Origin of the sequence: Pelagibacterium sp. (assembly GCF_965249125.1) — a bacterium.
In the GTDB taxonomy this organism is placed as follows: Bacteria; Pseudomonadota; Alphaproteobacteria; order Rhizobiales; family Devosiaceae; genus Pelagibacterium.
On record NZ_OZ252217.1, the window covers coordinates 2,649,742 to 2,674,597 of the forward strand.

General features: G+C 60.8%; 21 protein-coding genes, 1 tRNA gene and 1 riboswitch. Of the genes, 10 read left to right on the top strand and 12 right to left on the bottom strand.

The annotated features are described in order from the left end of the window. Nucleotide 1: 1 nt before the first annotated feature. The 3 genes from ACP148_RS12955 to ACP148_RS12965 all read right to left on the bottom strand — a co-directional run bounded on the left by ACP148_RS12955 (nt 2) and on the right by ACP148_RS12965 (nt 1,966). On the bottom strand, nt 2-283 hold the full coding sequence (locus ACP148_RS12955) for a hypothetical protein (RefSeq protein ID WP_220305772.1): 282 nt from the start codon (nt 281-283) through the stop codon (nt 2-4). Between the two features lie 101 nt (nt 284-384). Beyond that, a complete protein-coding gene (locus ACP148_RS12960; protein ID WP_240549624.1) occupies nt 385-1,755 on the bottom strand; it encodes a tyrosine-type recombinase/integrase in 1,371 nt (456 codons plus the stop codon). A gap of 137 nt (nt 1,756-1,892) precedes the next feature. Beyond that, nucleotides 1,893-1,966: transfer RNA gene (locus ACP148_RS12965), tRNA-Gly, on the bottom strand. A gap of 384 nt (nt 1,967-2,350) precedes the next feature. Between ACP148_RS12965 and ACP148_RS12970 the strand changes: the two genes are divergently transcribed. The 3 genes from ACP148_RS12970 to proX all read left to right on the top strand — a co-directional run bounded on the left by ACP148_RS12970 (nt 2,351) and on the right by proX (nt 5,680). After that, entirely contained in the window at nt 2,351-3,610 is a 1,260-nt protein-coding gene (locus ACP148_RS12970; RefSeq protein WP_425033523.1) for a quaternary amine ABC transporter ATP-binding protein, read from the top strand. After that, nucleotides 3,603-4,535, top strand: a complete 933-nt coding sequence (locus ACP148_RS12975) for an ABC transporter permease (RefSeq protein WP_421952632.1) — start codon at nt 3,603-3,605, stop codon at nt 4,533-4,535. Before ACP148_RS12970 ends, ACP148_RS12975 begins: the two co-directional genes overlap by 8 nt. Nucleotides 4,536-4,663: 128 nt before the next feature. After that, a complete protein-coding gene (gene proX / locus ACP148_RS12980; RefSeq protein WP_421952631.1) occupies nt 4,664-5,680 on the top strand; it encodes a glycine betaine/L-proline ABC transporter substrate-binding protein ProX in 1,017 nt (338 codons plus the stop codon). A gap of 51 nt (nt 5,681-5,731) precedes the next feature. Here the strand turns inward: proX and ACP148_RS12985 are convergent, their stop codons facing one another. Next, nucleotides 5,732-6,835 (bottom strand): 2'-deoxycytidine 5'-triphosphate deaminase, encoded by a 1,104-nt coding sequence (locus ACP148_RS12985; protein ID WP_421952630.1) that lies wholly within the window; start codon nt 6,833-6,835, stop codon nt 5,732-5,734. A gap of 99 nt (nt 6,836-6,934) precedes the next feature. After that, nucleotides 6,935-7,015: riboswitch (SAM riboswitch) on the top strand. A gap of 34 nt (nt 7,016-7,049) precedes the next feature. Here ACP148_RS12985 and metZ point away from each other — a divergent pair. Continuing rightward, nucleotides 7,050-8,258: an O-succinylhomoserine sulfhydrylase gene (metZ, locus tag ACP148_RS12990; RefSeq protein WP_421952629.1), complete on the top strand. Its 1,209-nt coding sequence runs from the start codon at nt 7,050-7,052 to the stop codon at nt 8,256-8,258. Between the two features lie 42 nt (nt 8,259-8,300). Next, nucleotides 8,301-9,746 (top strand): TrkH family potassium uptake protein, encoded by a 1,446-nt coding sequence (locus ACP148_RS12995; RefSeq protein ID WP_421952628.1) that lies wholly within the window; start codon nt 8,301-8,303, stop codon nt 9,744-9,746. A 3-nt stretch (nt 9,747-9,749) separates the two neighbouring features. Here the strand turns inward: ACP148_RS12995 and ACP148_RS13000 are convergent, their stop codons facing one another. The 5 genes from ACP148_RS13000 to ACP148_RS13020 all read right to left on the bottom strand — a co-directional run bounded on the left by ACP148_RS13000 (nt 9,750) and on the right by ACP148_RS13020 (nt 17,712). Further along, the gene (locus ACP148_RS13000; RefSeq protein WP_421952627.1) at nt 9,750-12,905 is read right to left on the bottom strand and encodes an efflux RND transporter permease subunit; all 3,156 of its coding nucleotides are present in this window, start codon (nt 12,903-12,905) and stop codon (nt 9,750-9,752) included. Nucleotide 12,906: 1 nt separating this feature from the next. Further along, the gene (locus ACP148_RS13005) at nt 12,907-14,190 is read right to left on the bottom strand and encodes an efflux RND transporter periplasmic adaptor subunit (protein WP_425033524.1); all 1,284 of its coding nucleotides are present in this window, start codon (nt 14,188-14,190) and stop codon (nt 12,907-12,909) included. A gap of 301 nt (nt 14,191-14,491) precedes the next feature. After that, complete coding sequence (locus tag ACP148_RS13010) at nt 14,492-15,478, bottom strand: Hsp33 family molecular chaperone (RefSeq protein ID WP_425033525.1); 987 nt, start codon at nt 15,476-15,478, stop codon at nt 14,492-14,494. Between the two features lie 83 nt (nt 15,479-15,561). Further along, the gene (argF, locus tag ACP148_RS13015; RefSeq protein ID WP_425033526.1) at nt 15,562-16,482 is read right to left on the bottom strand and encodes an ornithine carbamoyltransferase; all 921 of its coding nucleotides are present in this window, start codon (nt 16,480-16,482) and stop codon (nt 15,562-15,564) included. A 42-nt stretch (nt 16,483-16,524) separates the two neighbouring features. Next, nucleotides 16,525-17,712 (bottom strand): aspartate aminotransferase family protein, encoded by a 1,188-nt coding sequence (locus tag ACP148_RS13020; protein WP_425033527.1) that lies wholly within the window; start codon nt 17,710-17,712, stop codon nt 16,525-16,527. A gap of 455 nt (nt 17,713-18,167) precedes the next feature. Between ACP148_RS13020 and ACP148_RS13025 the strand changes: the two genes are divergently transcribed. Further along, on the top strand, nt 18,168-18,719 hold the full coding sequence (locus ACP148_RS13025) for a GcrA family cell cycle regulator (RefSeq protein ID WP_421952624.1): 552 nt from the start codon (nt 18,168-18,170) through the stop codon (nt 18,717-18,719). Nucleotides 18,720-18,782: 63 nt separating this feature from the next. On the opposite strand, the gene ACP148_RS13030 is transcribed toward ACP148_RS13025, so the two are convergent. Continuing rightward, nucleotides 18,783-18,995 (bottom strand): hypothetical protein, encoded by a 213-nt coding sequence (locus ACP148_RS13030; protein WP_421952623.1) that lies wholly within the window; start codon nt 18,993-18,995, stop codon nt 18,783-18,785. A 143-nt stretch (nt 18,996-19,138) separates the two neighbouring features. On the opposite strand from ACP148_RS13030, the gene ACP148_RS13035 reads away from it, so the two are divergent. Further along, nucleotides 19,139-19,336 carry a hypothetical protein gene (locus ACP148_RS13035; RefSeq protein ID WP_421952622.1) on the top strand — a complete coding sequence of 66 codons (198 nt, stop codon included), beginning with the start codon at nt 19,139-19,141 and terminating at the stop codon, nt 19,334-19,336. Between the two features lie 36 nt (nt 19,337-19,372). Beyond that, entirely contained in the window at nt 19,373-19,675 is a 303-nt protein-coding gene (locus ACP148_RS13040; protein ID WP_425033528.1) for a DUF4342 domain-containing protein, read from the top strand. An 11-nt stretch (nt 19,676-19,686) separates the two neighbouring features. Here ACP148_RS13040 and ACP148_RS13045 read toward each other — a convergent pair whose 3' ends face one another. Beyond that, entirely contained in the window at nt 19,687-20,115 is a 429-nt protein-coding gene (locus ACP148_RS13045; protein ID WP_421952620.1) for a PACE efflux transporter, read from the bottom strand. Between the two features lie 2,019 nt (nt 20,116-22,134). On the opposite strand from ACP148_RS13045, the gene ACP148_RS13050 reads away from it, so the two are divergent. Together ACP148_RS13050 and ACP148_RS13055 are read left to right on the top strand one after the other, a co-directional pair. After that, nucleotides 22,135-22,539 (top strand): fluoride efflux transporter FluC, encoded by a 405-nt coding sequence (locus ACP148_RS13050; RefSeq protein ID WP_421952619.1) that lies wholly within the window; start codon nt 22,135-22,137, stop codon nt 22,537-22,539. After that, entirely contained in the window at nt 22,536-22,952 is a 417-nt protein-coding gene (locus ACP148_RS13055; protein ID WP_421952618.1) for a fluoride efflux transporter FluC, read from the top strand. The genes ACP148_RS13050 and ACP148_RS13055 overlap by 4 nt, the downstream gene beginning before the upstream one ends. Nucleotides 22,953-22,994: 42 nt before the next feature. Here the strand turns inward: ACP148_RS13055 and ACP148_RS13060 are convergent, their stop codons facing one another. Continuing rightward, complete coding sequence (locus tag ACP148_RS13060) at nt 22,995-24,722, bottom strand: ABC transporter ATP-binding protein (protein WP_421952617.1); 1,728 nt, start codon at nt 24,720-24,722, stop codon at nt 22,995-22,997. Nucleotides 24,723-24,856: the final 134 nt, after the last annotated feature.

Here is a 24,856-nt window from a genome sequence, read left to right on the forward strand (position 1 = left end):
ATCACAACAGCCTTGGCTGTGGTTTGTTGCGGCCCGGGCTGATAGCGAGGCACCAAGATCTCGCCTTCGCGCGCGCGAGCTTGGGCAATATCACAATCGCACTGTATGTACATGAGCTGGGCGACGCGCGGCCATTCAGAAAAGCCGAAAATGCGGCGCGGATGAACCCAATCGCCTCGGCCGCCAGGGTCACGGACAGATCTAGTCGATCGAGCGCCAGCGCCCGGATGTAGTGCCCCAGGCAGCCCGGCCGCGCCAGCGCGGTTTCAGCACGAATTGCCACTATGTCCCTCCTGATGGGTGAATCACCTCTTGAAAGCATAGCTTTGGGGAAGCTGACAACATAGCCCATGTCAGCAACGGCGTGTTCCAGGGAGTCGGCGCCTAGATCGAGCGCGACAAAATCGAGGGTTCGAACGGTAAAACCATCCGCTCGAGAAGTGACCGACGCCACTCCAGAGCGCCCCCTGACCCATATTCCTGGCGTGAACGACGATGGCCAAAAAAGATTTCGCGCATTTCCCCGTCAATACCGGCTTCTTTCATCCGGTCTTCAAACGAGTGACGGATGCTGTAGAGGGTGTGTTTTGACGTTGGGACGAGGCCGTTCTCGCGCAGATACTTATTGATTGCAGCGCAGGCAGCTTCTTCCTTCTCCCGATAGCGGGGAAAACCGCTTGGATACATTTGAAATGCCAACAAAGCAGCGCCGACCAGCGGAATCTCGCGAATGGAGGCTGCGGTCTTCAATTCACGTGGCGCCTCCGGATCATCGCGCTCCACAAAGCTAATGTAGGGCACTGGGCCATCAAGGTGGATGTTGCTGGCATCGAGATTACAGGTCTCGCTCGGCCGCGCCCCCGTTTCGATGGTGACCAAAAGGATGGCCCGCGCCTCCTCGTTCAAGCCTTTGAGAGCGTCGGCTTTCAGAATCTTGTCCCGGATCCAGGCGGTCGGGAAAGGAGGCCGCTTGGCTTTCTTGCGCTCCTCAAAACTTAGTCCTGCGAATGGGTTGAGCTTGTTCTCCGCGCCCATGAAGGCATGATACTCGCGATAGATCTTTCGCAGCTCACCAATCTGCCGGTTGCCCGATGATGCAGTATGGGTTGGCTTCTTGCCTTTGTCGGCTGGAGCGATGCGCGCCAGCCAATAGCGATAGAATTTGTGCGCGTCGTCGCGGGTGATGTGCGAAATCGGCTTGTCCCCGACGATCTCGACAAAGTTGCGCACAGCCCGCTCGGGAATGACCCGCCATTTCCGCCTTTGCTGCGGCGACTTCGTCACCAGCTGAGATGCAGCAATATCGTTGATATAGACTTTAAGCGCTTGGGTCAGCGTCACGCTGGGCGTTGGCTCTCCACCCAGCACCGCCGTTTCGACTGCATGGGATGTCCGCGTATCAAGAATTGCCTCCATCCGCTCGGCCAACTCCTGCCAGCTTGCCTTGGCTTCGAGCTCGCCTGCAGGACGATAAGCAAAGCCGAGCGCCGCTGCCCGACGCACGGCGGCCTTGTGGCGCTTCAGAGCCGCTGACTCTTCCTCATCGCACAGAAACGATGCCCACAGGTCGTTGTCCGCCTTTTCCAAGGCATCGCGCATGACGCGGGCGACCGCCAAGTCGTGGGTCTTGAGCGAACTACGGATAACTGGAGCCCGCTCATCCTGCTCAGCCACCATGGCGGGAACGCGCCGAACATACTGCCAGCGGTCCCCGCGGCGCTGCAAAAAACGGTCGAGTTGAGAACCCCTGGGCACGCCATTCCTCTCCAATGTATCACGTTATAGGATCAAAATGTGTCACGAATTTCCGGGCAAGACAACCCAAAGTTGGCTGTGTACACCGAATTCCTTGGCCGTTACAGCGACATAGCAATTTTGCAAAGCTGGGAAAATGGAGCGGGTGAAGGGAATCGAACCCTCGTCGTAAGCCTGGGAAGCTTCTGCTCTACCATTGAGCTACACCCGCATGGCCCATGCGCTGGACGAGTGCCTGTGTGCTGCAAATCGGGGCGATCGTCAAGTCGGGTATGGGGCGCACTCTGGATGCCCGACAACCGACTCCCAAAAAGTTTATCCGAACGAAATTTGAGTTGTTTTCCGGATCTCCGCCACACTTTCGCGTGCGGTCGCATGTTGTCGATATGGAGATTGCGGCAAAAAATCGACGATGCGCGGTTGATATCGCGCCATCACAGGTCTATTATCTTAAATCAACATTCTATATCTGCACGATTGACCGGCCAGCTTCGACGTCGATTCTGGCACGGTGTCTTTTTGTGCTCAACAACTATAAAGCGAATACATCTGGATATTTACAGTCTTCGCGTGCAACGTTTCAACAAGGAGACACATGGCAGTCAAGTTATCAGTACGAAACGTCTTCAAGGTCTTCGGGGAAAAAACCGGTGCCGCTCTTGAACTGCTCGAAGGGGGCAAGTCCAAGGAAGACATCCTCGAGCAGACAGGCGCCACGGTGGGTGTGCAGGATGCGAGCTTCGATGTGGACGAAGGCGAAATCTTCGTCGTCATGGGACTCTCGGGCTCCGGCAAGTCGACCCTGGTGCGCATGCTCAACGGTTTGATCCCGCCCACTTCGGGCTCGATCATGATTGATGGCGAGGACGTGGCCAGCTGTTCGAAAGACCAGCTTCGCCGCATTAGGCGCGAAAAGATCACCATGGTGTTCCAGCACTTTGCGCTGTTTCCCCATTGGTCGGTGGTCGACAACGCCGCCTATGGCCTGAAGGTCAAGGGCATCAAACCGGCCGAGCGTCGCGAAAGGGCACTTAAATCCCTCGAACAGGTCGGCCTCGCGGCCTGGGCCGACAGCCTGCCTTCTGAGCTTTCAGGCGGCATGCAGCAACGTGTGGGGTTGGCGCGTGGACTGGCGACGGGCCCCGAAGTGCTGTTGATGGACGAGCCGTTCGGCGCACTCGACCCATTGATCCGGCGCGAGATGCAGGACGAATTGCTGGTGCTGCAGAAGACGCTCAAAAAAACCATCGTTTTCATCACCCACGATCTCAACGAGGCGCTGCTGTTGGGCGACAAGATCGCCATCATGAAGGATGGTATGTTTGTGCAGGTGGGCACGGCCCAGGAGATCGTTTCCAATCCCGCAGACGACTACGTCGCAGCCTTTGTGGCCGATATCGACCGCGGGCGCGTGTTTACCGCCGAGGATGTTTCCAACGACCCCGCATCGGTCCGGCTGGGCACCGACAATGCCGAGGACGCCATGCGGACCATGGAGGACCTCAACCGGAACGCTCTCTATGTGGTCGATGACAAGGACAAGGTGGCGGGCATCGTCACCTATCAGGACCTTGCCGCAGCCACGCTGGACAACGGCATGCCCGACCCGGTGCTCGAGGATGTGATGCTCACCGAGTATCCCACAGCCGACGCCGACCAGCAGCTCAATGAACTCTATGGCTCGGCCAGCGCCGGCCTGCCTATTGCCGTTACCGACGACCGAGACCGGTTGGTCGGCGTCGTCGAACCCCAGGACGTGTTCGCCCAACTTTCGGGGGATCCCGAAGAGGCAGCGCCCGATGCGCCCGTTCCAGCGTCCGAAACCTCTTCAGAAAAGGAGCGCACGAATGTTTAGTCCCGGCGATCTCCTCATCATCCCGTTCGACGACTGGATCAACGATTTCGTGCGGGGGTGGCTGGTGCCCAATTTCCGGCCCGCTTTCCGCGCCGCGCAAGTGCCCATCACCATGGTGCTCAATGCACTCGATGATTTTTTCAACTTCGTGCCGATGCTGCTGACCACTGGTGTGTTTGCGTTGGCCGCATGGAAATGGGCCGGACGCGGCATGGCGATCTTCACGCTGATCGGATTTGCTTTCATCGACATGATCGGGCTGTGGCCGGAGACTATGACGACGCTGGCCATGATCATCACCTCGGTGCTGTTCTGCGCCGTGATCGGCATTCCGGTGGGAATTCTGGCGGCGCGCAGCAACATGACCTGGAAGATCGTGCGCCCGATCCTCGACATCATGCAGACAATCCCGTCCTTCGTTTATCTGGTGCCGATCGTGATGCTGTTCGGCGTGGGCATGGCGCCGGGCATCATCGCCACCATCATCTTCGCGCTGCCACCGATCATTCGCCTCACCAATCTGGGTATCCGCAACGTGCGTGGCGATCTGATCGAGGCGGCTCAAGCCTTCGGTTCGACCGGGTGGCAGATGTTGATCGATTTGCAGATCCCGCTGGCCCTGCGCACCATCATGGCCGGTCTCAACCAGACACTGATGCTGGCGCTGTCGATGGTTGTCATCGCCGCGCTGATTGGCGCGGGCGGGCTTGGTCTTGTGGTCAACACCGGCCTTGGACGTCTTGACGTGGGTGGCGCGACGGCAGGGGGAGTGGGGATCGTGATCCTCGCCATCGTTCTCGACCGCATCACACAGGGGCTGGGCGAAAAGAACGCCGGCAACACGGTGTCGCTGCGCCAGGTGCTGTTCAACCTCATTCGCTTCAAGGGCACTCAGCCCCTGGGCGAACCCAAGAAGGCGGCCTGATCCGCCCATTCCATGATGCGGCGGCACGGCGTGTCGCCGCTTCTATCGCCCGCGCTCACTATGCGCAGGCTTTCCGCACGGGCCCTGCCCGTCCATCTGAAGACCAAAACAAAGAGGAGACAAACATCATGTTCAGTCTCAAAAATACCCTCGTATCGCTGTCCGCTGTCGCCCTTCTGGGCACCGCGCCGGTCGCTGCGATCGCCCAGGACAATCCGGGCGAAGGCGTTACCGTCAACATGGCCCAGGCCACATGGGATACCGGCTGGTTCCACGCCGAAATCTACCGCCAGCTGCTTGAAGAACTCGGCTATGAGGTTCCCCAGATCACAACGCTGGACAACCCGCCCTTCTATCAGTCGGTCGCGCAGGGCGACATGGACCTCTGGGTCAATGGCTGGTTCCCGCTGCACAACACCTATGAAGACACCTTCAGCCAGGGCGCCGAACTGGTCGGTGCCGTAGCCGAAGGCGGCGCACTGGAAGGCTATCTGGTCAACTCATCGGCCATCGAAGAGTTCGGCATCACCTCGCTTGAAGATTTCAAGCGCGATGAGGTGAAAGAAGCCTTCGATCGCAATGGCGATGGCATGGCCGACCTGGTTGCCTGCCCTCCGGGCTGGGGCTGCGAGATCAACATCGAACACCATCTCGATGCCTATGATCTGCGCGATCACATCAACCCTATCAAGGCCGGCTATGCTGCTTCGATGGCCGACGCGGTTGCAGCCTATGAGTCGGGCGAAAATATCCTTTTCTACACATGGACTCCGAACTGGACGGTCAATGAACTGGTCCCGGGCGAAGACGTGATGTGGATTGAGGTGCCCGAAGTCGACCTGCCCGACATGAGCCTTGCCGACGCCGCCGTGCTCGATGGCGTTGAAGGGTGTGTCAACGACCCGTGCATGCTGGGCTTTCCGGCCAACGACATCAATCCCGTCGTCAACTCGGCATTCCTGGGTGAAAATCCTGCGGTCGGAGCGTTGCTCGAAGCCGTGGAAATTCCGCTCGGTGATATCTTCGCCCAGAACGCGGCGATGAATGAAGGCGACGACGATATCGAGGCCCAGGCCGCTCAGTGGATCGAAGACAACCGCGACGCCGTCGACGGCTGGCTCGACGCGGCCCGCGCTGCTTCGTAAGCATCGCTGCCAGGTTCATGAAAGGCCGGGGTTCGCCCCGGCCTTTTTTGTTCAGGGATAGGGCTTGAAGTGCTTGGAGAGTTTGAGGCTCTGGGCCTGATAGTTGGACCCCAGCGCGGAGCCGTAGAGCATGTTCGGCCGCTCGGCCATCTTCTCATAGATCAGGCGCCCGATGGTCTGGCCGTGGCCAAGAAGGAACGGCACTTCGCGGCTCCGCACCTCGAGGACGGCACGCGACCCGGTGCCGCCGGCGGCCGAGTGTCCGAAGCCGGGATCGAAAAAGCCGGCATAATGGACGCGAAATTCACCGACCAATGGATCGAATGGCACCATTTCGGCTGCGTAGTCGGGGGGGACGTGCACGCTCTCGCGCGAAACCAGAATATAGAACTCGTCGGGATCGAGGATCAGCTCGCCCGAGCCGCGATTGACCAGGGGATCCCAGTAGTCGAGGACGTCGAGCGCGTTCTTCCTGTCGACATCGACTACCGCCGTGTGACGCTTGGAGCGAAAGCCGACCAGGCCGTCGCGCCCCTCGCCAACCAGATCGATCGAAAGCGACACCCCCTCGCCCACATCCATATTGGGATCGAAGACCAAGGTCTGTTCGGTGTGCAGCGCCTTGTGCCCGACGGCATCGAGACGCGCGTCGCCGACCCGGAACCGCATCTGGGACAGGCGTGAGCCGGTGCGCACCAGAACCGGAAACGTGCGGGGCGAGATTTCGAGATAGAGCGCACCCTTATATCCGGCAGGCACAATATCGAAGCTGCGCGCGGCATCGGAAATGACGCGGGTAAAGATATCGAGTCGTCCGGTAGACGATTTGGGATTGGCAGAGGCGCTGACCGTTTCGGGCAGATCGAGGCTTTCCAGGAGCGGCACGATATAGACGCAGCCGCGTTCGAGTACCGCGCCTTTTGTCAGGTCAATCTCGTGGAGTTTTAGCGTCTCGATGCGCTCGGTCACCGTCTTGCCCGGTCCGGGCAGAAAACTCGAGCGCACGCGGAAGGCGGTTTCGCCGAGCCTCAGATCAAGGCTCGCGGGCTGGATCTGATCGTGTTCGTAAGGCCGGCCGGCGCTGATGGCACCTTCATCGGACAAGTTCTGGATCAGCCGGGCGGAAAATACTCCGGTGGGCCAAATGTTGCTCATATCCCCGTGCGCCTCATGCAAACCCTTTGCACTGGCTTAGCAATTGAGGCGATTGACGCCAAGCGCCATTTGGGGGTAACTCAGTGCTGACTGCGTCATGGCGCAGTTGGTGGTGATTTGGCCGGTCCGATTGCAGGCCACCTAAAACAAGACTGCTAAAGTGACCAGTTCGAACCGGCCGCATCGCGCGCCGGTTTTTTGTTGAGGTAGACCCATGTCGGACAGGACCAGCAACCCGCTCTTCGATCCCAAGCACCGCAAGGCGCAGACGATGATGGTGCATGGCGGCATGGAACGCTCCCAGCATGGGGAGACCTCCGAAGCGATCTTTTTCAACTCCGGCTTCGTCTACCCCACATCGGACAGCGCGGAAGCGCGCTTCAAGGGCGAAGAGCCCGGCCATATCTATTCGCGCTTCTCCAACCCTACTGTCGAGATGTTCCAGCAACGGGCGGCACTGCTCGAAGGCGCTGAAGCGGCGCGAGCCACCGCAACGGGCATGGCGGCGGTAACGACTGCTGTAATGAGCCAGCTTCGGGCTGGCGATCATGTGGTTGCGGCTCGGGCACTGTTCGGCGGATGCCGGTTCGTGGTCGAGACCTATATGCCGCGCTGGGGTGTCGAATCGACGCTCGTCGATGGCCGCGACCCCGAAAATTTCGCGCGCGCCATGAAGCCAAACACCAAGGTGGTGTTTGTCGAGACACCGACCAACCCGACGCTGGAACTGGTGGACCTCAAAGCGGTCGCCGAGATTGCCCATGCCCATGGCGCGGTGCTTATTGTCGACAACGTCTTTGCCACCCCGATCTGGCAGAAGCCGCTGGAATTGGGCGCCGATCTCGTCACCTATTCGGCCACCAAGCATATTGACGGCCAAGGGCGCGCGATGGGTGGGCTGATCCTGGGACGCAAGGAGTTGATAGAGGCTGACATCCACACCATCATCCGTCAGACCGGCCCTTCGATTTCGCCGTTCAATGCCTGGGTGCTGCTCAAGGGCCTTGAGACCTTGTCGCTGCGCGTCAGGGCCATGACCGAGAGCGCGGCGAAGATCGCCGATTTCCTGGCTGATCACCCAAAGATCGAATCCATCTCATATCCCTTCCATCCTTCGCATCCGCAATATGAACTGGCGAAGCGACAGATGGGGGCCGGGTCGACGCTGGTGGCGCTAACACCCAAGGGCGGCAAGCAGGCGGCATTTGCTTTGGCCGACGCCCTGGCAATCATTGCGATTTCCAACAATCTGGGCGATGCCAAGTCGATCATTTCCCACCCGGCAACGACCACTCACCAGAGGTTTACCCCCGAGGAGAAGATGGAGATGGATATCACCGACGGGCTGCTGCGTCTTTCAGTCGGGCTCGAGGATGGCGACGACCTGATTGCCGACCTTTCGTTCGGTCTCGATCAGGTCTAGGCTTCACACTCCTCAAGGCGACAGGACGTAGCGCAGTCGGGCATGGAATTCCGCACGATCTTTTCGGCCATCGGCGCGCTAACGGCGGCGCTCGGTTTTGCCATGCTGCTGCCTGCGCTGGCCGATCTGGTCGTGGGCAATGAAGACTGGCTGGTGTTTCTCACAGCCTCGCTGATCACCATGATCTTCGGGGCAGGGTTGTGGGCTTCATCGACGGGACACAAGTCCGAGCTCAATCTGCGTCAAGCCTTCCTGATGACGGTTTCGATCTGGGTGGTGCTGACGATTTTCGGCGCCCTGCCGCTCTATATGTCCAATCTCGGCCTGAGCTTTACCGACGCGATGTTCGAGGCCATGTCGGGGATCACAACGACCGGGTCAACCGTCATCACCACCCTCGATACCACGGCACCCGGCATCCTGCTCTGGCGCGGATTGCTGCAATGGTTCGGGGGGCTCGGCGTTGTGGTGATGGCGATTGCCGTTCTTCCCATGTTGCGCGTGGGCGGCATGCAGATGTTTCGCGCCGAAGCGTTCGAAACGCCCGACAAGATTCTGCCTGCCGCCGCCCAGATCGCGACGGCTATGGTCATCGTCTATTGCATCCTGACCTTTGCCTGCGCGGTCGCTTATTGGCTGGCCGGCATGGGCGCGTTTGATGCCATTGCCCATTCCCTCTCGACGGTGGCTACCGGCGGGTTTTCGACCCGAGATGCGTCGCTCGGCGCTTTCGATCAGCCGGCCATTCATTATGTTTCAGTGGTGTTCATGATCCTGGGTGCCCTGCCCTTCGTGCTTTATATCGGCATGTTGCAAGGCTCGTTCCGCCAGTTGTTTCGGGACTCACAAGTCCGGTTGTTTCTCTACATCGTGGGACTGGCAACGCTGATCGTGGTTTTCGTTCAGTTGACCGGAGACATCGCTCGTGGCGAAGAGGCATTCCGGCATGGCTTGTTTTCGGTTGTCTCGATCATAACGGGGAGCGGATTTGGCGTCGCCGATTTCTCGGATTGGGGCTCGCTGGCGGTTTCGCTGTTCTTTGTCATCATGTTCATCGGCGGCTGTACGGGCTCGACCTCGTGCGGCATCAAGATCTTCCGCTTTCAGGTTCTGGCACGCGATCTCTACCAGCACATTCGAGAGATCGTCTTTCCCTCGCTGGTCTATGTCAAACGCTATAACGGACGCCCCTTGCCCGATACGGTTTCGACATCGGTGCAGAGCTTTGTGTTCATCTATTTCTCGAGCTTCCTGTTGCTGGCCGTGCTGCTATCGCTGTCCGGCCTGGCGCCACTGGACGCACTGGGCGCCGCAGCGACCGCAATATCCAATGTCGGGCCCGCGCTCAGCCCCGAACTGGGTCCGGCGGGCAGCTTTGCAGGCGTTTCCGATGTTACCAAATGGCTTTTGACCATCGGCATGCTGGTGGGCCGGCTCGAGGTGCTCATGGTGCTGGTGCTGTTCACGCCGCGCTTCTGGCGTGCCTGATACCTATTCGGCGGGGTCGGCCGGCGGCGACAAATGGTGCCGACCAGCCAGCATTTCACGCACGGTCAAGGCGTTGGGAGTCAGGAACAGCCATTGCAGCAGGGCCTTGATGTCGGCGCCGATGCCGAGAACGGCCGGCACAAGAAACAGCACGAGCAAGGTGGCCAGCGTCAGGCCCGAAACAATGGTCAGCGCCATGGGCACGAGCATCTGGGCAACGAGGCTGGTTTCAAACAGGAGCGGCAGCAGACCGCCGATGGTGGTGAGCGAGGTCAGCATGACAGCGCGCAGGCGATCCTTGGACGCGCCGATGGCGGCATCACGCAGACCTTCGCCCCCGGCCCGGCGATCGTTCATCCTCGAAATCAGCACAATCGAGGAATTGACCAGGATGCCGGCCAGCCCAAGCATGCCCATCATCGAAATGATGGTCAGGTTATGCCCGAGCAGGTAATGGCCCCAGACCGCGCCGGCTACCCCGAAGGGAATAATGACCATGACAGCAAGCGGCGTGAAATAGGCGGCGAATATCCATGAGATGATGATGTACATGACCGCGAGGGCGAAGAGCATGCCGGTGCCAAGATCGGCGAAGGCCGCGTTCTGCTCGGCCTGCCGACCGCCGAACTCATAGGAAATTCCGTAGCGGTTGACGATCGCGGGCAGATAATCGGCCTCGAGCCGCGCCAGGATATCGGCATGATCGACCCCCTCGGCGACGGAAGCGCGCACCGAAACGGCGGTGCGGCCTTCCTCGCGAGCGATGAAAGCGAAGCCCTGCCGTTCCGAGAAGCTGACGATGGACGAAAGGGGGACATACTCCCCGCCCGGCGCACGCACCCACATGTCGCGCAATGCCGACGAGCCTTCTGCATCCATGGTGCGCACGAGGCGAACGGTGATCTCGTCATCGTTGGAAGCGATGGTCGCAACGTCCTCGCCCTGGAAGGCACTGCGGATCTGCGAGCCCAGCGAGGCCAGATCAAAGCCCAGCGCCGTGCCGCGTGCATTGAGCGCCATGACAAGTTCGGGACTTCCGTAAAACAGGGTGTCGAAGGCTGTATCGACCTCATCGAACCCCTCAAGCACGTCCTTGAGGTCTTCGGCGGCGAGCTTGAGCGTTGCCGCATCGCTGCCAACGAAGCGCACATCGACGGCAGAACCCTGCGGACCGCCCCGGTATTGCCGAATGCTGATGCTTTCGACACCGGCGACTGCAGGCAGGTTTTCGTCGATTGCCTGGGTGATTGTATCGGTGCGAACCGAGCGCTCCTCGGACGGGGTAAGATAGACGTCGAAATTGGCTCGCCCCCCCTCGAGATCGACGCTGGCATAGGTCGTGACGATGAGCTGTTCGCCATCTGGCGTCAGTCCTGCCTCGACCTCGGAGACTGCATCTTCAATCGCCTGGATGGTGGTGGCCATTTCCGACTGTGGCGTGCCGGCCTGGAACTGGGCGGAGACGTTAAAGCTCTCGCCCTCCGCCGTCGGGAAAAACTCGAAACGCAGGGCGCCCGAGCCATAAACGCCAAGCGCACCGAGGGTTATGGTAAGGGCGATGGCGGCTGTGACATAGCGCCAGGAATAGCTGATGGCCGCAAGGCCGCCGAACACGCGGTCGCGGAAGTAATCGAACCCCCTATCGAAGGTACGCCGAAAACGGCCAGCCTGCTTGCGCTCGCGCGGCAGGGCGTGGGCGAGATGGCCGGGCAGGATGAAAAAACACTCGATCAGCGAGGCGACTAGGACCGCCACAACGACCACTGGCAATGGAGATACGATCTGGCCTACGACGTCGCCCACAAGCCAGATGGGCGCGAAGGCAGCAATGGTGGTAAGCGCCGAAGCGATGACCGGCGCCGCCATGGCGCTGGCTGCCCGGATCGCGGCTTCGGTTCGCGACAGACCCTGGCGGTAGAGCGTGGCTGTATGCTCGCCGACGACGATGGCGTCATCGACGATAATGCCGAGCACCATCATGAGCGCGAACATCGAGATCACATCGAGCGTGAGCCCCATGAGATACATCGCGCCAAGCGTGCCCATGATTGCGACTGGAATACCCATGGCCACCCAGATGGCGATGCGGCCATCGAGAAACAGAAACAGCACCACGAGCACCAGAAAAAAGCCCGCGACGCCGTTGGATATCAACAGCCCGAGCCGCTGATTGACCTGGTCGGCGGCGGCGTCGAAAACAACGGCATGTAGCGATTGCGGCAGCGTGGGCTGCAACTGCTCGACATAGTCCTGAACCGCCTCGAAAGTCGTTACGGTATCGGCGGTGGCGGCACGCGATACCTGCAGCTTTATGGCCGGTTCGCCGCGCATGTAGCCAAGCGGGGTATCGGGATCGAAGGTATCGCTGATAGTGGCCACATCGCCGAAGGTCAGGCTCTGTCCAGTCGCCGAGGACAATATCTCGGTCTGAGCAATTTCCTGGGCTGAAAGCTCATTGGCCGCGGCCCGTATCTGGGCATCGAAATCTCCGCTGAGCGAGCCGGATGGCTGATCGGCAAAATTGGGCGTGAGGGCCGCCGAGAGATCGTCGAGCGTTAGACCCAACTGGCGCAGCTTGGCATCGTCGACCTCGACGACGATCTGACGGTCGCGATAGCCGGTGAATTCGACGCGGTCGACACCGGACGCCAAAAGGCCGTCGCGGATTTCGCGGGCGTAGCGCCGCAGGGCCTCTTCGGGAAACGGCCCCGAAATGGCAATGGCCGCAACCGGATCGAAAAAACGCGGCGCGGAAACGCTGGGCGTATTGGCGCCATCGGGCAGGCCGGTGACCGATGACACCGCCGTTTGGACCAGCCGCTCGGCGGTCTGCATTTCCGTTGTGCGTTCGAAATTGAGCGTGATCGATCCGCGCCCCTCGCGGGCGTTCGAGGTCATTGAAATGACGCCTTCGACGCTCTGGACCGCCGGCTCTATGAGCAGGAGCACGTTGCGCTCAACATCTTCGGCCGTCGCTCCGGGCCAACTGACAGAAACCTGGACGGAGCGGGTCTCGGTGTTGGGCATCAATTGCCGGTTGAGATTGCCAAGCCCCCACCAACCGAACAGGACGAAGAGGATCATAAAGAGATTGGCGGCGTTGCGGTGCCGTACGAAAGCGGCGATCACGCCGGTCGAGGCCTCAGGCGAAGGGCGCATATCAGCCTCCCGGACCGTGGCCGAAACCGCCAGGGCCGGGCGACTGCTCCTCACCCTCGACCTGTACCGCTACGCCCTCGCCCGCCTGAGAAAGGCGCGTCGTGATGATCCGCTCGCCCTCGGGGATATCGGCGGCAATGATGACATGAGCACCATCACGATCGAGTATTTCAACATCGATCGCCGCCATACGACCCTCACGGGTGACGTAAAGGTGGTCGCCGTCATAGAGCGCGGTTTCCGGCACAAGGAGCGTGTTCTCATGGGCCACGCCTTCGACCTCGACGCTGACGAAAGTTCCCGGACGCAAGAGGTCAGTCTCTTCACTATCGAGTTCGGCATAGAGCGTCACACCGCCGGTAGCCGAATCGATCTCGGGTGCAACACGCGCGATCCGGCCCGCGATACGCTCCGCGCCGGTGCCTGTGGTGCGTGAAACTTCCACGGCGCGACCGAACAGGCCATCACGCCGCAAGGTGGCGTAGGTTGCATCCGACACCATGAAGCTGACCTCAAGCGCATCGCTTTGGTACATCGAGGCCACGGCCTCATTGGCACCGACATAGGCGGAGGTCGTAACGTTGCGGGCGGTGACAATGCCGGTGAAGGGCGCTGTGATCTCGGTGTTGGCCAGATCGCGCTCGGCCGCCTCCAGGGCATAACCAGCCTGGGCAATGGCCGCCTGCTGGCGCAGGATCTGGGCGTTGAGGGTGACGAGATTGGACTGGCGCTGATCGAGGGCCTGCTGGCGCTCGGAAACCGTGAGCGCACGGGTATCTACGGTCTGCTGGGTTGCGGCGCCGCTTGAAAGCAGGGATTGGGCGCGCTCAAGGTCGGTCTGGGCAGATGTCAGCGCGTCCTGAGCCGCGGCGATCGCGCTCTGTTCGAGGGCATATGCCTCCTGAGCTTCCGCCAGGGAAAGTTCGGCATCGGCCACCGCAGCACGGGCTTCGACGACTGCGCCATTGTAGGTGAACGGATCGACACTCACGAGGACTTCGCCCTCCTCGACCTGGGAACCGACGGCAAAATCGGGTGAGATTTCGAGCACCCTGCCGGCAACCAGAGAGCGCAGTTCGATGGTGCGTCCCGATGCGACCTGACCATAAGCCATGATGGATGAGCTGTGGCTCGCGTAAGCCGGCTCGATGACTTCGACGGTAAAGGTACGCTCTCGATTCATGCGCTGGGGCGCTTCGGGCCGCTGGGCAACCCAGCTGAACGCCCAATAGATAGCTAGGACAAGAATAAGTACCGCAAGTCCGAGCCGCACAAGAGCAGACATCAGACCGAACCGCTCACGCGGCTTTTCGGTTTTTGGCTGTTCGCCGCTCTCTTGCGACGGCGCGAGGGAGCCGGAGCCCGGTAGGTTTTCCAATGGCGCTATCCTTGCCCACAACACATCCGACGGCCGGGCTGGCCGAAGCGGGTCCGTATCGGGGAATTTTTTACCCGCGACACCAGACTGTTACAAATGAACTTTTGGAAAGGCCGGTAAGGCGGTAAGGCCCGGCCTCCTCGCGCGATCGAGCCATCAGAAAAGGCGGCTCCGAGAAGCCGCCTTCTTGCCATCCGGTTCTGGTCGTTCAGAACTGGTTGGGATTGAAGTGGTAGTGGGTCGAGCAGAACTCGCAGACGACTTCGATCTGTCCGTCCACAACCATTTCTTCGCGGTCTTCGGGCGTAAAGTCGTTGATCATCTGTTCGACGCGTTCGGCCGAGCACGTGCAGCGCTCGACCAGAGGCTGCGGCTCAAAAACCCGCACGCCGGTCTCATGGTAAAGCCGGAACAGCAGGCGTTCTGCCGAAAGGTCCGGGTCTGCAAGCTCGCCGTCGGTAAGCGTATCGAGCAACGCCTTGGCTTCCGTCCAGTGGTCGTCCTCGACGAAATCGGGATCGGCCATATCATCGTTGTCGAAGTCCCCATCTCCAGGGAGGTCCGGCATAGTGGCGCCGCCGTGCTCTGGCAGGTGCTGGAGCAGAACGCCGCCGGCGCGCCAGGACGGACGCGACTGGCCACGTTCGGAATGTTCGGCAACGGCGAGCCGGACACGGGTGGGAATCTGCTCGGACTGCATGAAGTAGGTATGGGCGACCTCTTCGAGACTCTCTCCCTCCAGCGCAACAATGCCTTGATAGCGGTCCATATGAACGCCCTGGTCCACAGTCAGGGCAAGCACGCCCTTGCCCAATAGGTCCTGGGGTTTGGTGGTTCCGGCCTGAACCAATGCCGCCAAAGCTTCCTCGTCATAGCGGGCATAGGCGCGCAGGCCATCGGGCGTGTCGAAATCGACGACCAGAAGGCTCACGGGGCCATCGGTGCGCGACTGCAGGATGAACCGGCCCTCGAATTTGAGCGAGGTGCCAATCAGTGCGGCAAGCGTCACGGCTTCGCCCAGAAGGCGTGCGACGGGTTCGGGATAGCCGTGGCGCGCGATGATCATGTCGAGCTGATTGCCCAGACGGACGACACGGCCGCGGCTATCGAGGTTTTCGAGCGTGAAGGGAACGGCAACGTCGTCCCCGCTCTCGGGCCGATCGAGCCCGAATTGTTCGAGAGAGCTTTCGCTCATTGCGTGTTCCTTAATCCGCCCGGGAGTTTAATTGGTGTCGCGCGACCGAACCGAAAAAGTCTGCAACTTTTTCTGATCGCACTCTAAAGACTTTCGATCCCGAAGGCCCAGCAAAGAATGGCCTTCTGGATGTGCAGGCGGTTTTCAGCTTCATCGAATACGACCGATTGCGGCCCGTCGATCACCTCGTCGGTGACCTCATCGCCCCGGTGGGCAGGCAGGCAGTGCATAAAGAGCGCGTCGGTCGCGGCTTGGGAGAACAATCTGGGGTTGACCTGATAGGGTTTCAAGATGCGCCGGCGCTCGCCCTCGTCGGTATCGCCCATCGAGACCCAGGTGTCGGTGATGACCAGATCGGCGTCGGCGATCGCGGCGTGCGGATCGGTGCCCAGGCTGACCGCGTCGCCCACTTCGGCGATGTCGGACAGCAACCCCTGATCGGGCCAGTATTGCTTGGGGCAGGCAATGGCCATGGTATTGCCGAATAGCGCCGTGGCGTGAACCCATGACGCCAGAACATTGTTGGAGTCCCCGATCCAGGCAACTTTCTTGCCTTGGAGCGAGCCGCGATGTTCCTCGAAGGTCTGGATGTCGGCCATGACCTGGCAGGGGTGGCTGCGCCGGGTCAACCCGTTGATGACGGGAATGGACGAGGCGCCAGCCAGATCGAGCAGGTCGTCGTGGGAAAGGATACGGATCATGATGGCATCGACATAGCGGCTCATGACGCGCGCGGTATCCTCGATGGTTTCCTCACGCGCCAGCTGCATTTCCTGGCCGGTGAGCATCAGGGTCTGCCCGCCGAGTTGGCGCATGCCAACATCGAAGGAAACCCGCGTGCGGGTCGATTGGCGCTCGAAGATCATGGCCAGAACCTTGTCCTCGAGCAGACGGGGACGCTCGCCCGCCTTGAGGCGCTTTTTCAGCTCATGGGCAAAATCGAGAATGGAACGCAGTTGCTCTAAGGAAAAATCCTTGAGATCGAGAAAATGTCTCGCAGTCATAATCAGCTGTCCTGAAAAAGCGAAAAGGAGCCTGCCGCTGCGCTATTGCGCGGCGCTGGCCTGTTCGGCATCGAATTCGGCGAAGGCTTCGGCGATGATGCCGATGGCCTCCCTGATTTCGTCCTCGTTGACGATCAATGGTGGCAGCAAGCGCAGCACGTTGTCGCTGGCAGCTACGGTGAGAAGCTTGTGGTTTCGCAGGCGTGCCACGAAATCACGCACCGGCGGGGTGATCCTGATGCCTGCGATCAGACCCTTGCCACGCACTTCAGTGATGTAATTGGGGAATTTCTGCATGAGCTGGTGAAGTTCGTGCGCGACGATCTTGCCCATTGCCTCAACATGCTCGATGAAGCCGGGCGCCAATATGCGGTCGAGAACGGCGTTGCCCACGGCGCAGGCCAAGGGGTTGCCGCCATAAGTGGTTCCATGCGTTCCCGGCACCATGCTAGCGGCCACTTCGGCCGTGGCGAGACAGGCTCCGAGCGGGAACCCGGCGCCGATGGCCTTGGCGACCGTCACGATGTCGGGCGTGACTCCCGACCACTCATGAGCAAAGAATTTGCCGGTCCGGCCATAGCCGCACTGAACTTCATCGAAGATCAACAGCAGGCCGTGCTTGTCGCACAAGGCACGCAAGCCCTTGAGATAGGCATCGGAAAACGCGGTGACCCCGCCCTCGCCCTGAACGGGTTCGATAAGGATAGCAGCGGTCTTGTCATCGATCAGCGCCTCGACGGCCGCAAGATCGCCCGGCTTTGCGTGCTTGTAGCCCGGCATGGGGCCGAAGCCCTCTGTATATGCCGGGTTGCCCGCTGCGGCGATGGTCGCGATGGTGCGGCCGTGGAACGAGCCGGAAAAGCCGATGATATCCACCCTTTCCTTTTCGCCCTTCGCCCAGAAATAATGGCGCGCCGTCTTTATCGCGCATTCAAGCGCCTCGGCGCCGGAATTGGTGAAGAACACCTTGTCGGCAAACGTTGTATCCACCAGCCGCTGGCCGAGCTTTTCCTGCTCGGGGATGGTGAAGATGTTGGAGGTATGCCAGACCTTGTCGGCCTGGGCCTTGAGCGCGTCCACGACGTGCTTGTCACCATAGCCGAGAGCGTTGACGGCGATGCCGGCGGCGAAATCGAGATAGGCTGTGCCATCCTCCGTGAACAGTCGCATGCCCTCGCCCCGCACAAAGGCGAGTTCGGACCGGGCATACGTGCCATAGAGCGCAGACATTTGTTCTTAGCCTTCTCGTTGATGGGTTTGAGTTCGGGGCGCAGCCCCGGAAAATGAAAAGCGCGCCCGGTGTCCCAAGCACGCATTACCAGTCCCGCTTATGGTGGGCGGCAGTCCAAAAGTCAATCGATCGCCCGGTTTTCCGGGCCCTGACGCCTTGACTCATCCCTGCCACAATGGTGGTTCATGTCTCCGCGCGAAAACGGGCTGTGCGATCGATGCAACAGCCCTGACCAATTGCTGCCAGGCATTTGAAATTCAGGTGGGATAAACCGGGGAAAGTCCGTTGCGGCCCTTGCCACCGATTTTCCCGCCCGTGTAGTATGAGGCTATTGGGAACACGACATCTCGTGTGGCGGACCCCATCACCATACGACAGTTAGTATGCCGGCGGTCAAACCCCTTTGTCCGCGCGAGAACGGACTCTATTTAAGATACGGCCTGGAGCATAATCGATGAGCTGGACGGACGAGCGCGTAGCACTCCTGAAAAAACTTTGGATGGAAGGCCTCAGTGCAAGCCAGATCGCCGCGGAACTGAGCGGCGGGGTGACCCGCAATGCCGTCATCGGCAAGGTCCACAGATTGAAGCTGTCGGCGCGCGCCAAGCCGGCGAGCGTCGCCCCGCGCGCCAAGGCGCAACGCCCCACGGCACCGCGGCGGCCATCGGCGCCTTCGGGATCACGCGGCACTGCCTCTGCAGCTGCCAGCGCGGTCAGCCAGCGGCGCACCACGATGGCCCCCACCATGGGCGCAACCGCGCTCAAGATGGACGCCGAACTCGAAGCCGAAATGGTGGTCGAAACCAACACCAAGGCCGAACTGTTCATTCCGATCGAAGAGCGCATTTCCCTGCTTCAGTTGACCGAAAAGACCTGCAAATGGCCGATCGGCGATCCGATGAGCAGCGAATTTCACTTCTGCGGTCGGGAATCTGACGAAGGCAAGCCCTATTGCGAGTTTCATTCTCGGCGCGCCTACCATCAGATCGATCGCAAGAAGCGCTGAGTTTCAATCGTTTTTCGAACACAGAGCCCCGGCCCGGTCCGGGGCTTTTTTGTGCGGGTGTCGCTACGGCATTTCCAGCCTGCAGGCCGACAGCTCGCCAGAAAGCGCGTCGACGGATTTGCGGGCCTCGGCCTCGATCTGGTCGAGCGGCAGACCATAGGGGACCTCCAGGCCCAATCGTTTTGACGGATCGTCGGCCCATACAAAGTTCACGTAGGACTTTTTCTGCGCAACATCGTGGGACAATCCCACTATGGTGAGGATGGAAACGGACATTGTGCTGCCTTTGCCTGTCAACCTGGACGACGAGCATAATGCCTGCCTGTGCTGCGGGGACAAGTGAGCCGATCGACAGGATTTCTTGACGGCCACAATTGGGCGTCGTTTAATCGGTCGCCTGGGGGCAGGGAGATGTCTAAATGAAACTTCTGCTTGCCGTGGACATTGCCGATCGCCTGCGCGATATCCTTGCCAGCCGCAGGGCCTTCGACATCGAAAGTGAAGCCCGAACTCTTGTGGAGCGCCATCCGGAAGCCCATGTGGAGATTGACGATGTCGTGGCCACCATGTTGCACGAGATGAACCGCGGGACAGGTCCGACCAGCCCGCACCCTTGATGGCCTCTCACATCTTGGATCTGCAGGAGACCTGGAATGGACGAGGGCGAAAACAAGCGTGAACGCAGCTTTACCGAAGAGTTCGAGACTGCCGGGCACCAGCTGATTGCGCGGATCAAGGAACTGCTGGCCGAGGGCAATGTGCGCACGCTGCGCATCAAAACCGGGAGCGGCGATGTGTTTCTTGAAATCCCGCTGACCGCCGGCACCATTGCAGGCGGCGTGGTTACCCTCGCCGCCCCGTGGCTGGCCGCAATCGGCGCGATTGCAGCGCTGGCGACGCGGGTGAAAGTCGAAATTGTCCGCAACGACGATGACCGGTCCGGCGGCGAGGAATAAGGCCCGCGCCCCTAAGTCGCCTCGCGCCATTCGGGCAGCGGAAAAGCTCGGTCATAGGCCAGATTGAATACGAATGCGTAGCCCATGTAAAACAGCGCGAACGATATATCCATGACCAGCGCGTGGATCAGGGTGATGCCCAGATACCAGGCGATGAACGGCATCAGGACGATCAAGAGGCCCAGTTCGAACAGCACGGCGTGGGCGATGCGCAGGCGCACCGATTTGAGCGTGGTGCCGATAGTGCGTTGCAGGATGGTATCGAAGCCAAGATTGAAGACGTAATTCCAGGCCATCGCGATGGTGGCCGAGACGAGACCGACCACGCCGATATCGTGCATGGGCATTGCAAAGACCAATGCGCCGAGCGGGATGACGAGGATGAGGCCGATGATTTCAAAGCAGATGGCGTGGCGGACGCGATCCCAGGCGGTACGCATGGTCGGGGAACTCCTTGGCTAAAAAGCTCGGGTCGTCCCGAAATCAATGCCCTTGGCGGGGGAGGTCGTCCTCACGAGGGGTATTTAATGTCTGGGGCGGGGAAGTCAAGTTTTGTCTTGGGCACCGGCGGTTTTGAAAAAAGGGGCGTTCTCATTGATATTCAGGGCGCCCTCACCCCAACCCTCTCCCCGGCGGGTAGAGGGAGTCCGGTGCGGCTTTCCCTACGCTGCGATCCATCTCCAGCGCATCGGCGAGATTAACCCTCGCCCCTCGGGGGAGAGGGTGGCCGGCAGGCCGGTGAGGGGGCCTTTCTTTTCAGGCATGGCAAAACCTCCGACAGCCGTAGGCTTCGGTTGATGGACAGACGGCATGGGGCAATGAGCGCTCCGCATGTATTTTTAGTATATGAAGCGATCATCGCCCCACGCATCCGGGGTTTTTGGCTTATGGCGGCGTCTCGGGCTGGGGTTTGTCGTCCGGGATATTGGCATTTTTAGTGGGTCGGTTGGCGAACCGGGAAACCGGTGCCCACTTTCCCTGCCAACCTCCCGTCGGTGCCCCTCTCCCTTTCGGGAGTACGACGTGGAACGCCTGGTTCCTCGCCCGGCCATCCGTCCGCTTTGGGCCTTCCCTGCGGCGACCCGCAAGGAACCCGGATCGATCCCGCCGGAAGCTCGTATGCATCCTCGTCCCTGGCGACACCGTGCGGCAACAATCGCACGAGGGTGAGGGGGCGGGGATTAGTTTTTTCGCAGCGCTTCCACCTTCACCCGCGTCATCCTCGGGCTTGACCCGGGGATCTGCTGCGTCGAGGCAGCCGGTGAAGGGATTGGGGACCGATGACGCGCCAAGGAGCACCACTTCTACCGCGCGTGCGGACGCCCTGCGGATCCCCGGGTCGAGCCCGAGGATGACGACGGGGGTGGGATGAGTGGTGGTGATGGAGCTGCGGGGGGCGGGCCCGAGGATGACGACGGGGGCGGGGATAAGATTTTTCGCAGCGCTTCCACCTTCACCCGCGTCATCCTCGGGCTTGACCCGGGGATCTGCCGCGTCGGGGCAGCCGGTGAAGGGGTTGGGGACCGATGACGCGCCAAGGATCACCACTTCTGCCGCGCTTGCGGACGCCCTGCGGATCCCCGGGTCAAGCCCGAGGATGACGACGGGGGTGGGGTGAGTGGTGGTGATGGAGCCGCCGGGGGGCGGGCCCGAGGATGACGAAGGGGGCGGGGATAAGATTTTTCGAGCGCTTCCACCTTCACCCGCGTCATCCTCGGGCTTGACCCGGGGATCTGCTGCGTCGAGGCAGCCGGTGAAGGGGTTGGGGACCGATGACGCGCCAAGGATCACCACTTCTGCCGCGCTTGCGGACGCCCTGCGGATCCCCGGGTCAAGCCCGAGGATGACGCGGGGTGGGTTGATGGTGGTTATGAGCCGAGAGCGCAGCCCAACATCCATCGCTGTCCCGGACCTGATCGGGGACCCAGCAGCCTTACCGACACTCCGGTGCGTGAGGAAAAGCGCATGGACCCCGGCTGGAGTTTATCCCGGCGAAAGCCGGGACCGGGGAAGCGAGGGATGGGTAAGGCGCACCACTTCTACCGCGCGTGCGGACGCCCTGCGGATCCCCGGGTCAAGCCCGAGGATGACGAAGGGGTGGGGTGAGCGGCGGTGGTGGAGCCGCCGGGGGGCAAGCCCGGGGATGACGAAGGGGGTGAGGTGAGTGGTGGCGATGAAGCCGCCCGAGGGGCGGCCCGAGGATGACGACGGGGGTGGGATGAGCGGCGGTGATGGAACTGCGGGGGGGCGGGCCAACATCCATCGCTGTCCCGGACGTGATCCGGGACCCAGCAGCCCTGCCCGTGCTCTGATGCGGATGGACAGGCGCATGGACCCCGGCCGGAGTTTATCCCGGCGAAAGCCGGGACCGGGGAAGCGAGCGAGAGAGGCGTGTTCTGTAGCGCCCTTACACACCCCGCGTCTCGACAAACTGACGGAATCGGGGGCAATGTCGGGGGATGGATACTTCCCTGCTCGCTTTGACATGTGTTGGCCTTGGCGGCGGCGTTGGAGCGGTTTTGCGGCATTTGTTTTCGACAATTGTCGCGCGAAAACTGGGCCATGGGACGTTCGGCATTCTTGCCGTCAATGTGACCGGCTGCCTGCTGATTGGAATTATCGCCGGATTTTTTTTGGGGCCGGGCGCGACGGGGGCGCCATCCGGACCCATATGGCTGCTGCTGGTTGTCGGACTGTGCGGCGGATATACGACGGTTTCGAGCTTTTCGCTGCAGACGCTGACGCTGGCGCGTGAAGGGCATGGCGGTCCGGCGCTTCTCAATATCGGCGTTTCGCTTGTCCTGTGCCTTTCGGCTACCGTCATCGGCTTTGCGCTGACCTATTCGATAGGCGCAACGGCATGAGCGAAAGGCGGCTCATTATTGCCATCGCCTGCGGCGGCGGCGCGGGCAGCCTCACCCGCTACGGGCTGTCGCTGCTTGCTCTGTCGGCGATCCCCGGATGGTTGGTCGCCGGTACGATTGCCGCCAATATTGCCGGGTCGTTTCTGATCGGGCTGATTGCCGCCTGGTCGGTGCGCCGCCTGCCCGCCCCCATTCTCAACGGATTTCTGGTTACCGGGTTCTGCGGCGGATTCACGACGTTTTCGGCATTCTCGCTGGAGGCGCTGCTCTTGGCGATGTCGGGGGCCTGGGTGCCGGCGATGGGATATGTCGCGGTTTCGCTCGTCGGCTGGATGGTTGCCGTGTGGCTTGGCTGGAGCGCGGGGATGGCACTGTTTGCGGCAAAAGAGGCGGTCGCTCGAACCAAATCCTGAAAGACCATTCAGGCCGACCGTCGCACCGTCCGAGTATGGCACCTACTCGGCAGCCCAGGTGCCGAATTGCGCGTTATGCAGGCGGGCATAGGCGCCCGCTTTGGCAACCAGGGCGTCATGGGCGCCCTCTTCCACGATGCGGCCATCGGCAACGACGGCGATGCGATCGGCATTGCGGATGGTAGCCAACCGGTGAGCGATGACCAGGGTGGTCCGGCCCGCCGAGAGCGCCGACAGAGCACGCTGGATCTGCATTTCGGTTTCGGTATCGAGCGCCGAAGTCGCTTCGTCGAGAATGAGGATCGGCGGGTTCTTCAAAAAGATCCGGGCGATGGCCAGGCGCTGCTTCTGGCCGCCCGAAAGCTTGACACCGCGCTCGCCGATCATGGTGTCGAGCCCGTCGGGCAGTTGGGCGATGACGCTGTCGAACCGGGCGCGGCGCGCGGCGTCCATGATTTCGGCGTCCGTGGCGCCCAGACGGCCATAGGCGATGTTATCGCGGATCGAGGTGCCGAACATGAAAACGTCCTGCTGGACAATGCCGATCTGGCTGCGCAGGGAATCCTGGGTCATGTCGCGGATGTCGACGCCGTCGATGGTGATGGCGCCGGAGTCAATTTCGTAAAAGCGCGGCAGCAGCGAGCAGATCGTGGTCTTGCCGGCCCCGGACGGGCCAACAAGGGCGATGGTTTCGCCGGCTTTGACGCTGAGAGAGATGTCACGCAGGATCGGGCGATTGTCCGAATAGGCGAAATTGACCTTGTCGAAGACGATATCGCCCTTGAGGGCGGCGACCCTTTTGGCGCTGGGGCTGTCGACGATGTCGGGTTCGGTATCGATCAGATCGGTGAAGCGTTTGAAGCCGGCGATACCTTTTGGATAGCTTTCGATGACCGAGATGATCTTGTCGATGGGGCGGAACAGGACGGTGATGAGCAGCAGAAAGCCGACGAACTGGCCATAGGTCATTTCCCCGTACATGACGAGCGCGGTGCCCGCGAGCATGACCATCAACTGCACGAGGCTCTTGGCCATATAGGACATCGAGATCGATGCCGTCATGATCTTGTAGGCCTTGAGCTTGGTGGTGCGGTAGCTCTGGTTGTCGCCCTCGAACAGCTTGCGCTCGTGGCGCTCATTGGCAAAGGCGCGCACAGCCCGGACGCCGCCGATGGACTCCTCGATGCGCTGGTTGAAATCGCCGACCCGGCCATAAAGGCTTTTCCAGGTCATGGTCATGGCGCTTCCATATTTGAAAATGAGGAAGGCGGCGACCGGGACGATGAACAGAGTGAGCGCGGCGAGCTTGAGATTCATCAGCGCCATGATGATGAAGGCGCCAATAAAGGTCATCACCGCGATGAACACGTCTTCGGGGCCGTGATGGGCAATCTCACCGACCTCTTCGAGATCCTTGGTGACGTGGGTGATCAGGTGCCCGGTCTTTTTGTTGTCGAAATAGCGGAACGAGAGCTTATGGAGATGATCGAAGGCCTGGCGGCGCATGTCGGTCTCGATGCCGATACCCAGCGCGTGGCCCCAATAGTTGACGACCGAAAGCAGACCCGCATTGAGGATATAGACGATCAGCAGGCCAGCAGCGGCGGCGAAAATCCAAAACCAGCTCTGGCTGGGCAAAAGCTGATCGACATAGAGCTGGACGACGAGGGGGAAGCTCAATTCGAGCAGGCCGACGATGACCGCACAGCCGAAATCGAGGAAGAACAGCCCCTTATAGGGCGCGTAATAGGAGAAAAATCGGCGCAGCATGGTCGGATCGCTTTCAAGATCAAATCCGCTTTTCGCTTGCGCGGCCCTTCGGGTCTTCGAATCGCGGACTTGATCTAAGTCCTTGTTACGTCGCGCGTCCGAACCGCAAAACCGTTTCCACTTTTTCTGGACGC

What these genes read in the sequence shown, in the direction of transcription:
- ACP148_RS12970 (WP_425033523.1), top strand. Translation starts at nt 2,351, where the DNA reads ATGGCAGTCAAGTTATCAGTACGAAACGTCTTCAAGGTCTTCGGGGAA.
- proX (WP_421952631.1), top strand. Translation starts at nt 4,664, where the DNA reads ATGTTCAGTCTCAAAAATACCCTCGTATCGCTGTCCGCTGTCGCCCTT.
- ACP148_RS13050 (WP_421952619.1), top strand. Translation starts at nt 22,135, where the DNA reads ATGGATACTTCCCTGCTCGCTTTGACATGTGTTGGCCTTGGCGGCGGC.
- ACP148_RS13005 (WP_425033524.1), bottom strand. Translation starts at nt 14,190, where the DNA reads ATGTCTGCTCTTGTGCGGCTCGGACTTGCGGTACTTATTCTTGTCCTA.
- ACP148_RS12975 (WP_421952632.1), top strand. Translation starts at nt 3,603, where the DNA reads ATGTTTAGTCCCGGCGATCTCCTCATCATCCCGTTCGACGACTGGATC.
- argF (WP_425033526.1), bottom strand. Translation starts at nt 16,482, where the DNA reads ATGACTGCGAGACATTTTCTCGATCTCAAGGATTTTTCCTTAGAGCAA.
- ACP148_RS13020 (WP_425033527.1), bottom strand. Translation starts at nt 17,712, where the DNA reads ATGTCTGCGCTCTATGGCACGTATGCCCGGTCCGAACTCGCCTTTGTG.
- ACP148_RS13010 (WP_425033525.1), bottom strand. Translation starts at nt 15,478, where the DNA reads ATGAGCGAAAGCTCTCTCGAACAATTCGGGCTCGATCGGCCCGAGAGC.
- ACP148_RS13000 (WP_421952627.1), bottom strand. Translation starts at nt 12,905, where the DNA reads ATGCGCCCTTCGCCTGAGGCCTCGACCGGCGTGATCGCCGCTTTCGTA.
- ACP148_RS13030 (WP_421952623.1), bottom strand. Translation starts at nt 18,995, where the DNA reads ATGTCCGTTTCCATCCTCACCATAGTGGGATTGTCCCACGATGTTGCG.
- ACP148_RS12995 (WP_421952628.1), top strand. Translation starts at nt 8,301, where the DNA reads ATGGAATTCCGCACGATCTTTTCGGCCATCGGCGCGCTAACGGCGGCG.
- metZ (WP_421952629.1), top strand. Translation starts at nt 7,050, where the DNA reads ATGTCGGACAGGACCAGCAACCCGCTCTTCGATCCCAAGCACCGCAAG.
- ACP148_RS13035 (WP_421952622.1), top strand. Translation starts at nt 19,139, where the DNA reads ATGAAACTTCTGCTTGCCGTGGACATTGCCGATCGCCTGCGCGATATC.
- ACP148_RS13060 (WP_421952617.1), bottom strand. Translation starts at nt 24,722, where the DNA reads ATGCTGCGCCGATTTTTCTCCTATTACGCGCCCTATAAGGGGCTGTTC.
- ACP148_RS13040 (WP_425033528.1), top strand. Translation starts at nt 19,373, where the DNA reads ATGGACGAGGGCGAAAACAAGCGTGAACGCAGCTTTACCGAAGAGTTC.
- ACP148_RS13045 (WP_421952620.1), bottom strand. Translation starts at nt 20,115, where the DNA reads ATGCGTACCGCCTGGGATCGCGTCCGCCACGCCATCTGCTTTGAAATC.
- ACP148_RS13055 (WP_421952618.1), top strand. Translation starts at nt 22,536, where the DNA reads ATGAGCGAAAGGCGGCTCATTATTGCCATCGCCTGCGGCGGCGGCGCG.
- ACP148_RS13025 (WP_421952624.1), top strand. Translation starts at nt 18,168, where the DNA reads ATGAGCTGGACGGACGAGCGCGTAGCACTCCTGAAAAAACTTTGGATG.
- ACP148_RS12985 (WP_421952630.1), bottom strand. Translation starts at nt 6,835, where the DNA reads ATGAGCAACATTTGGCCCACCGGAGTATTTTCCGCCCGGCTGATCCAG.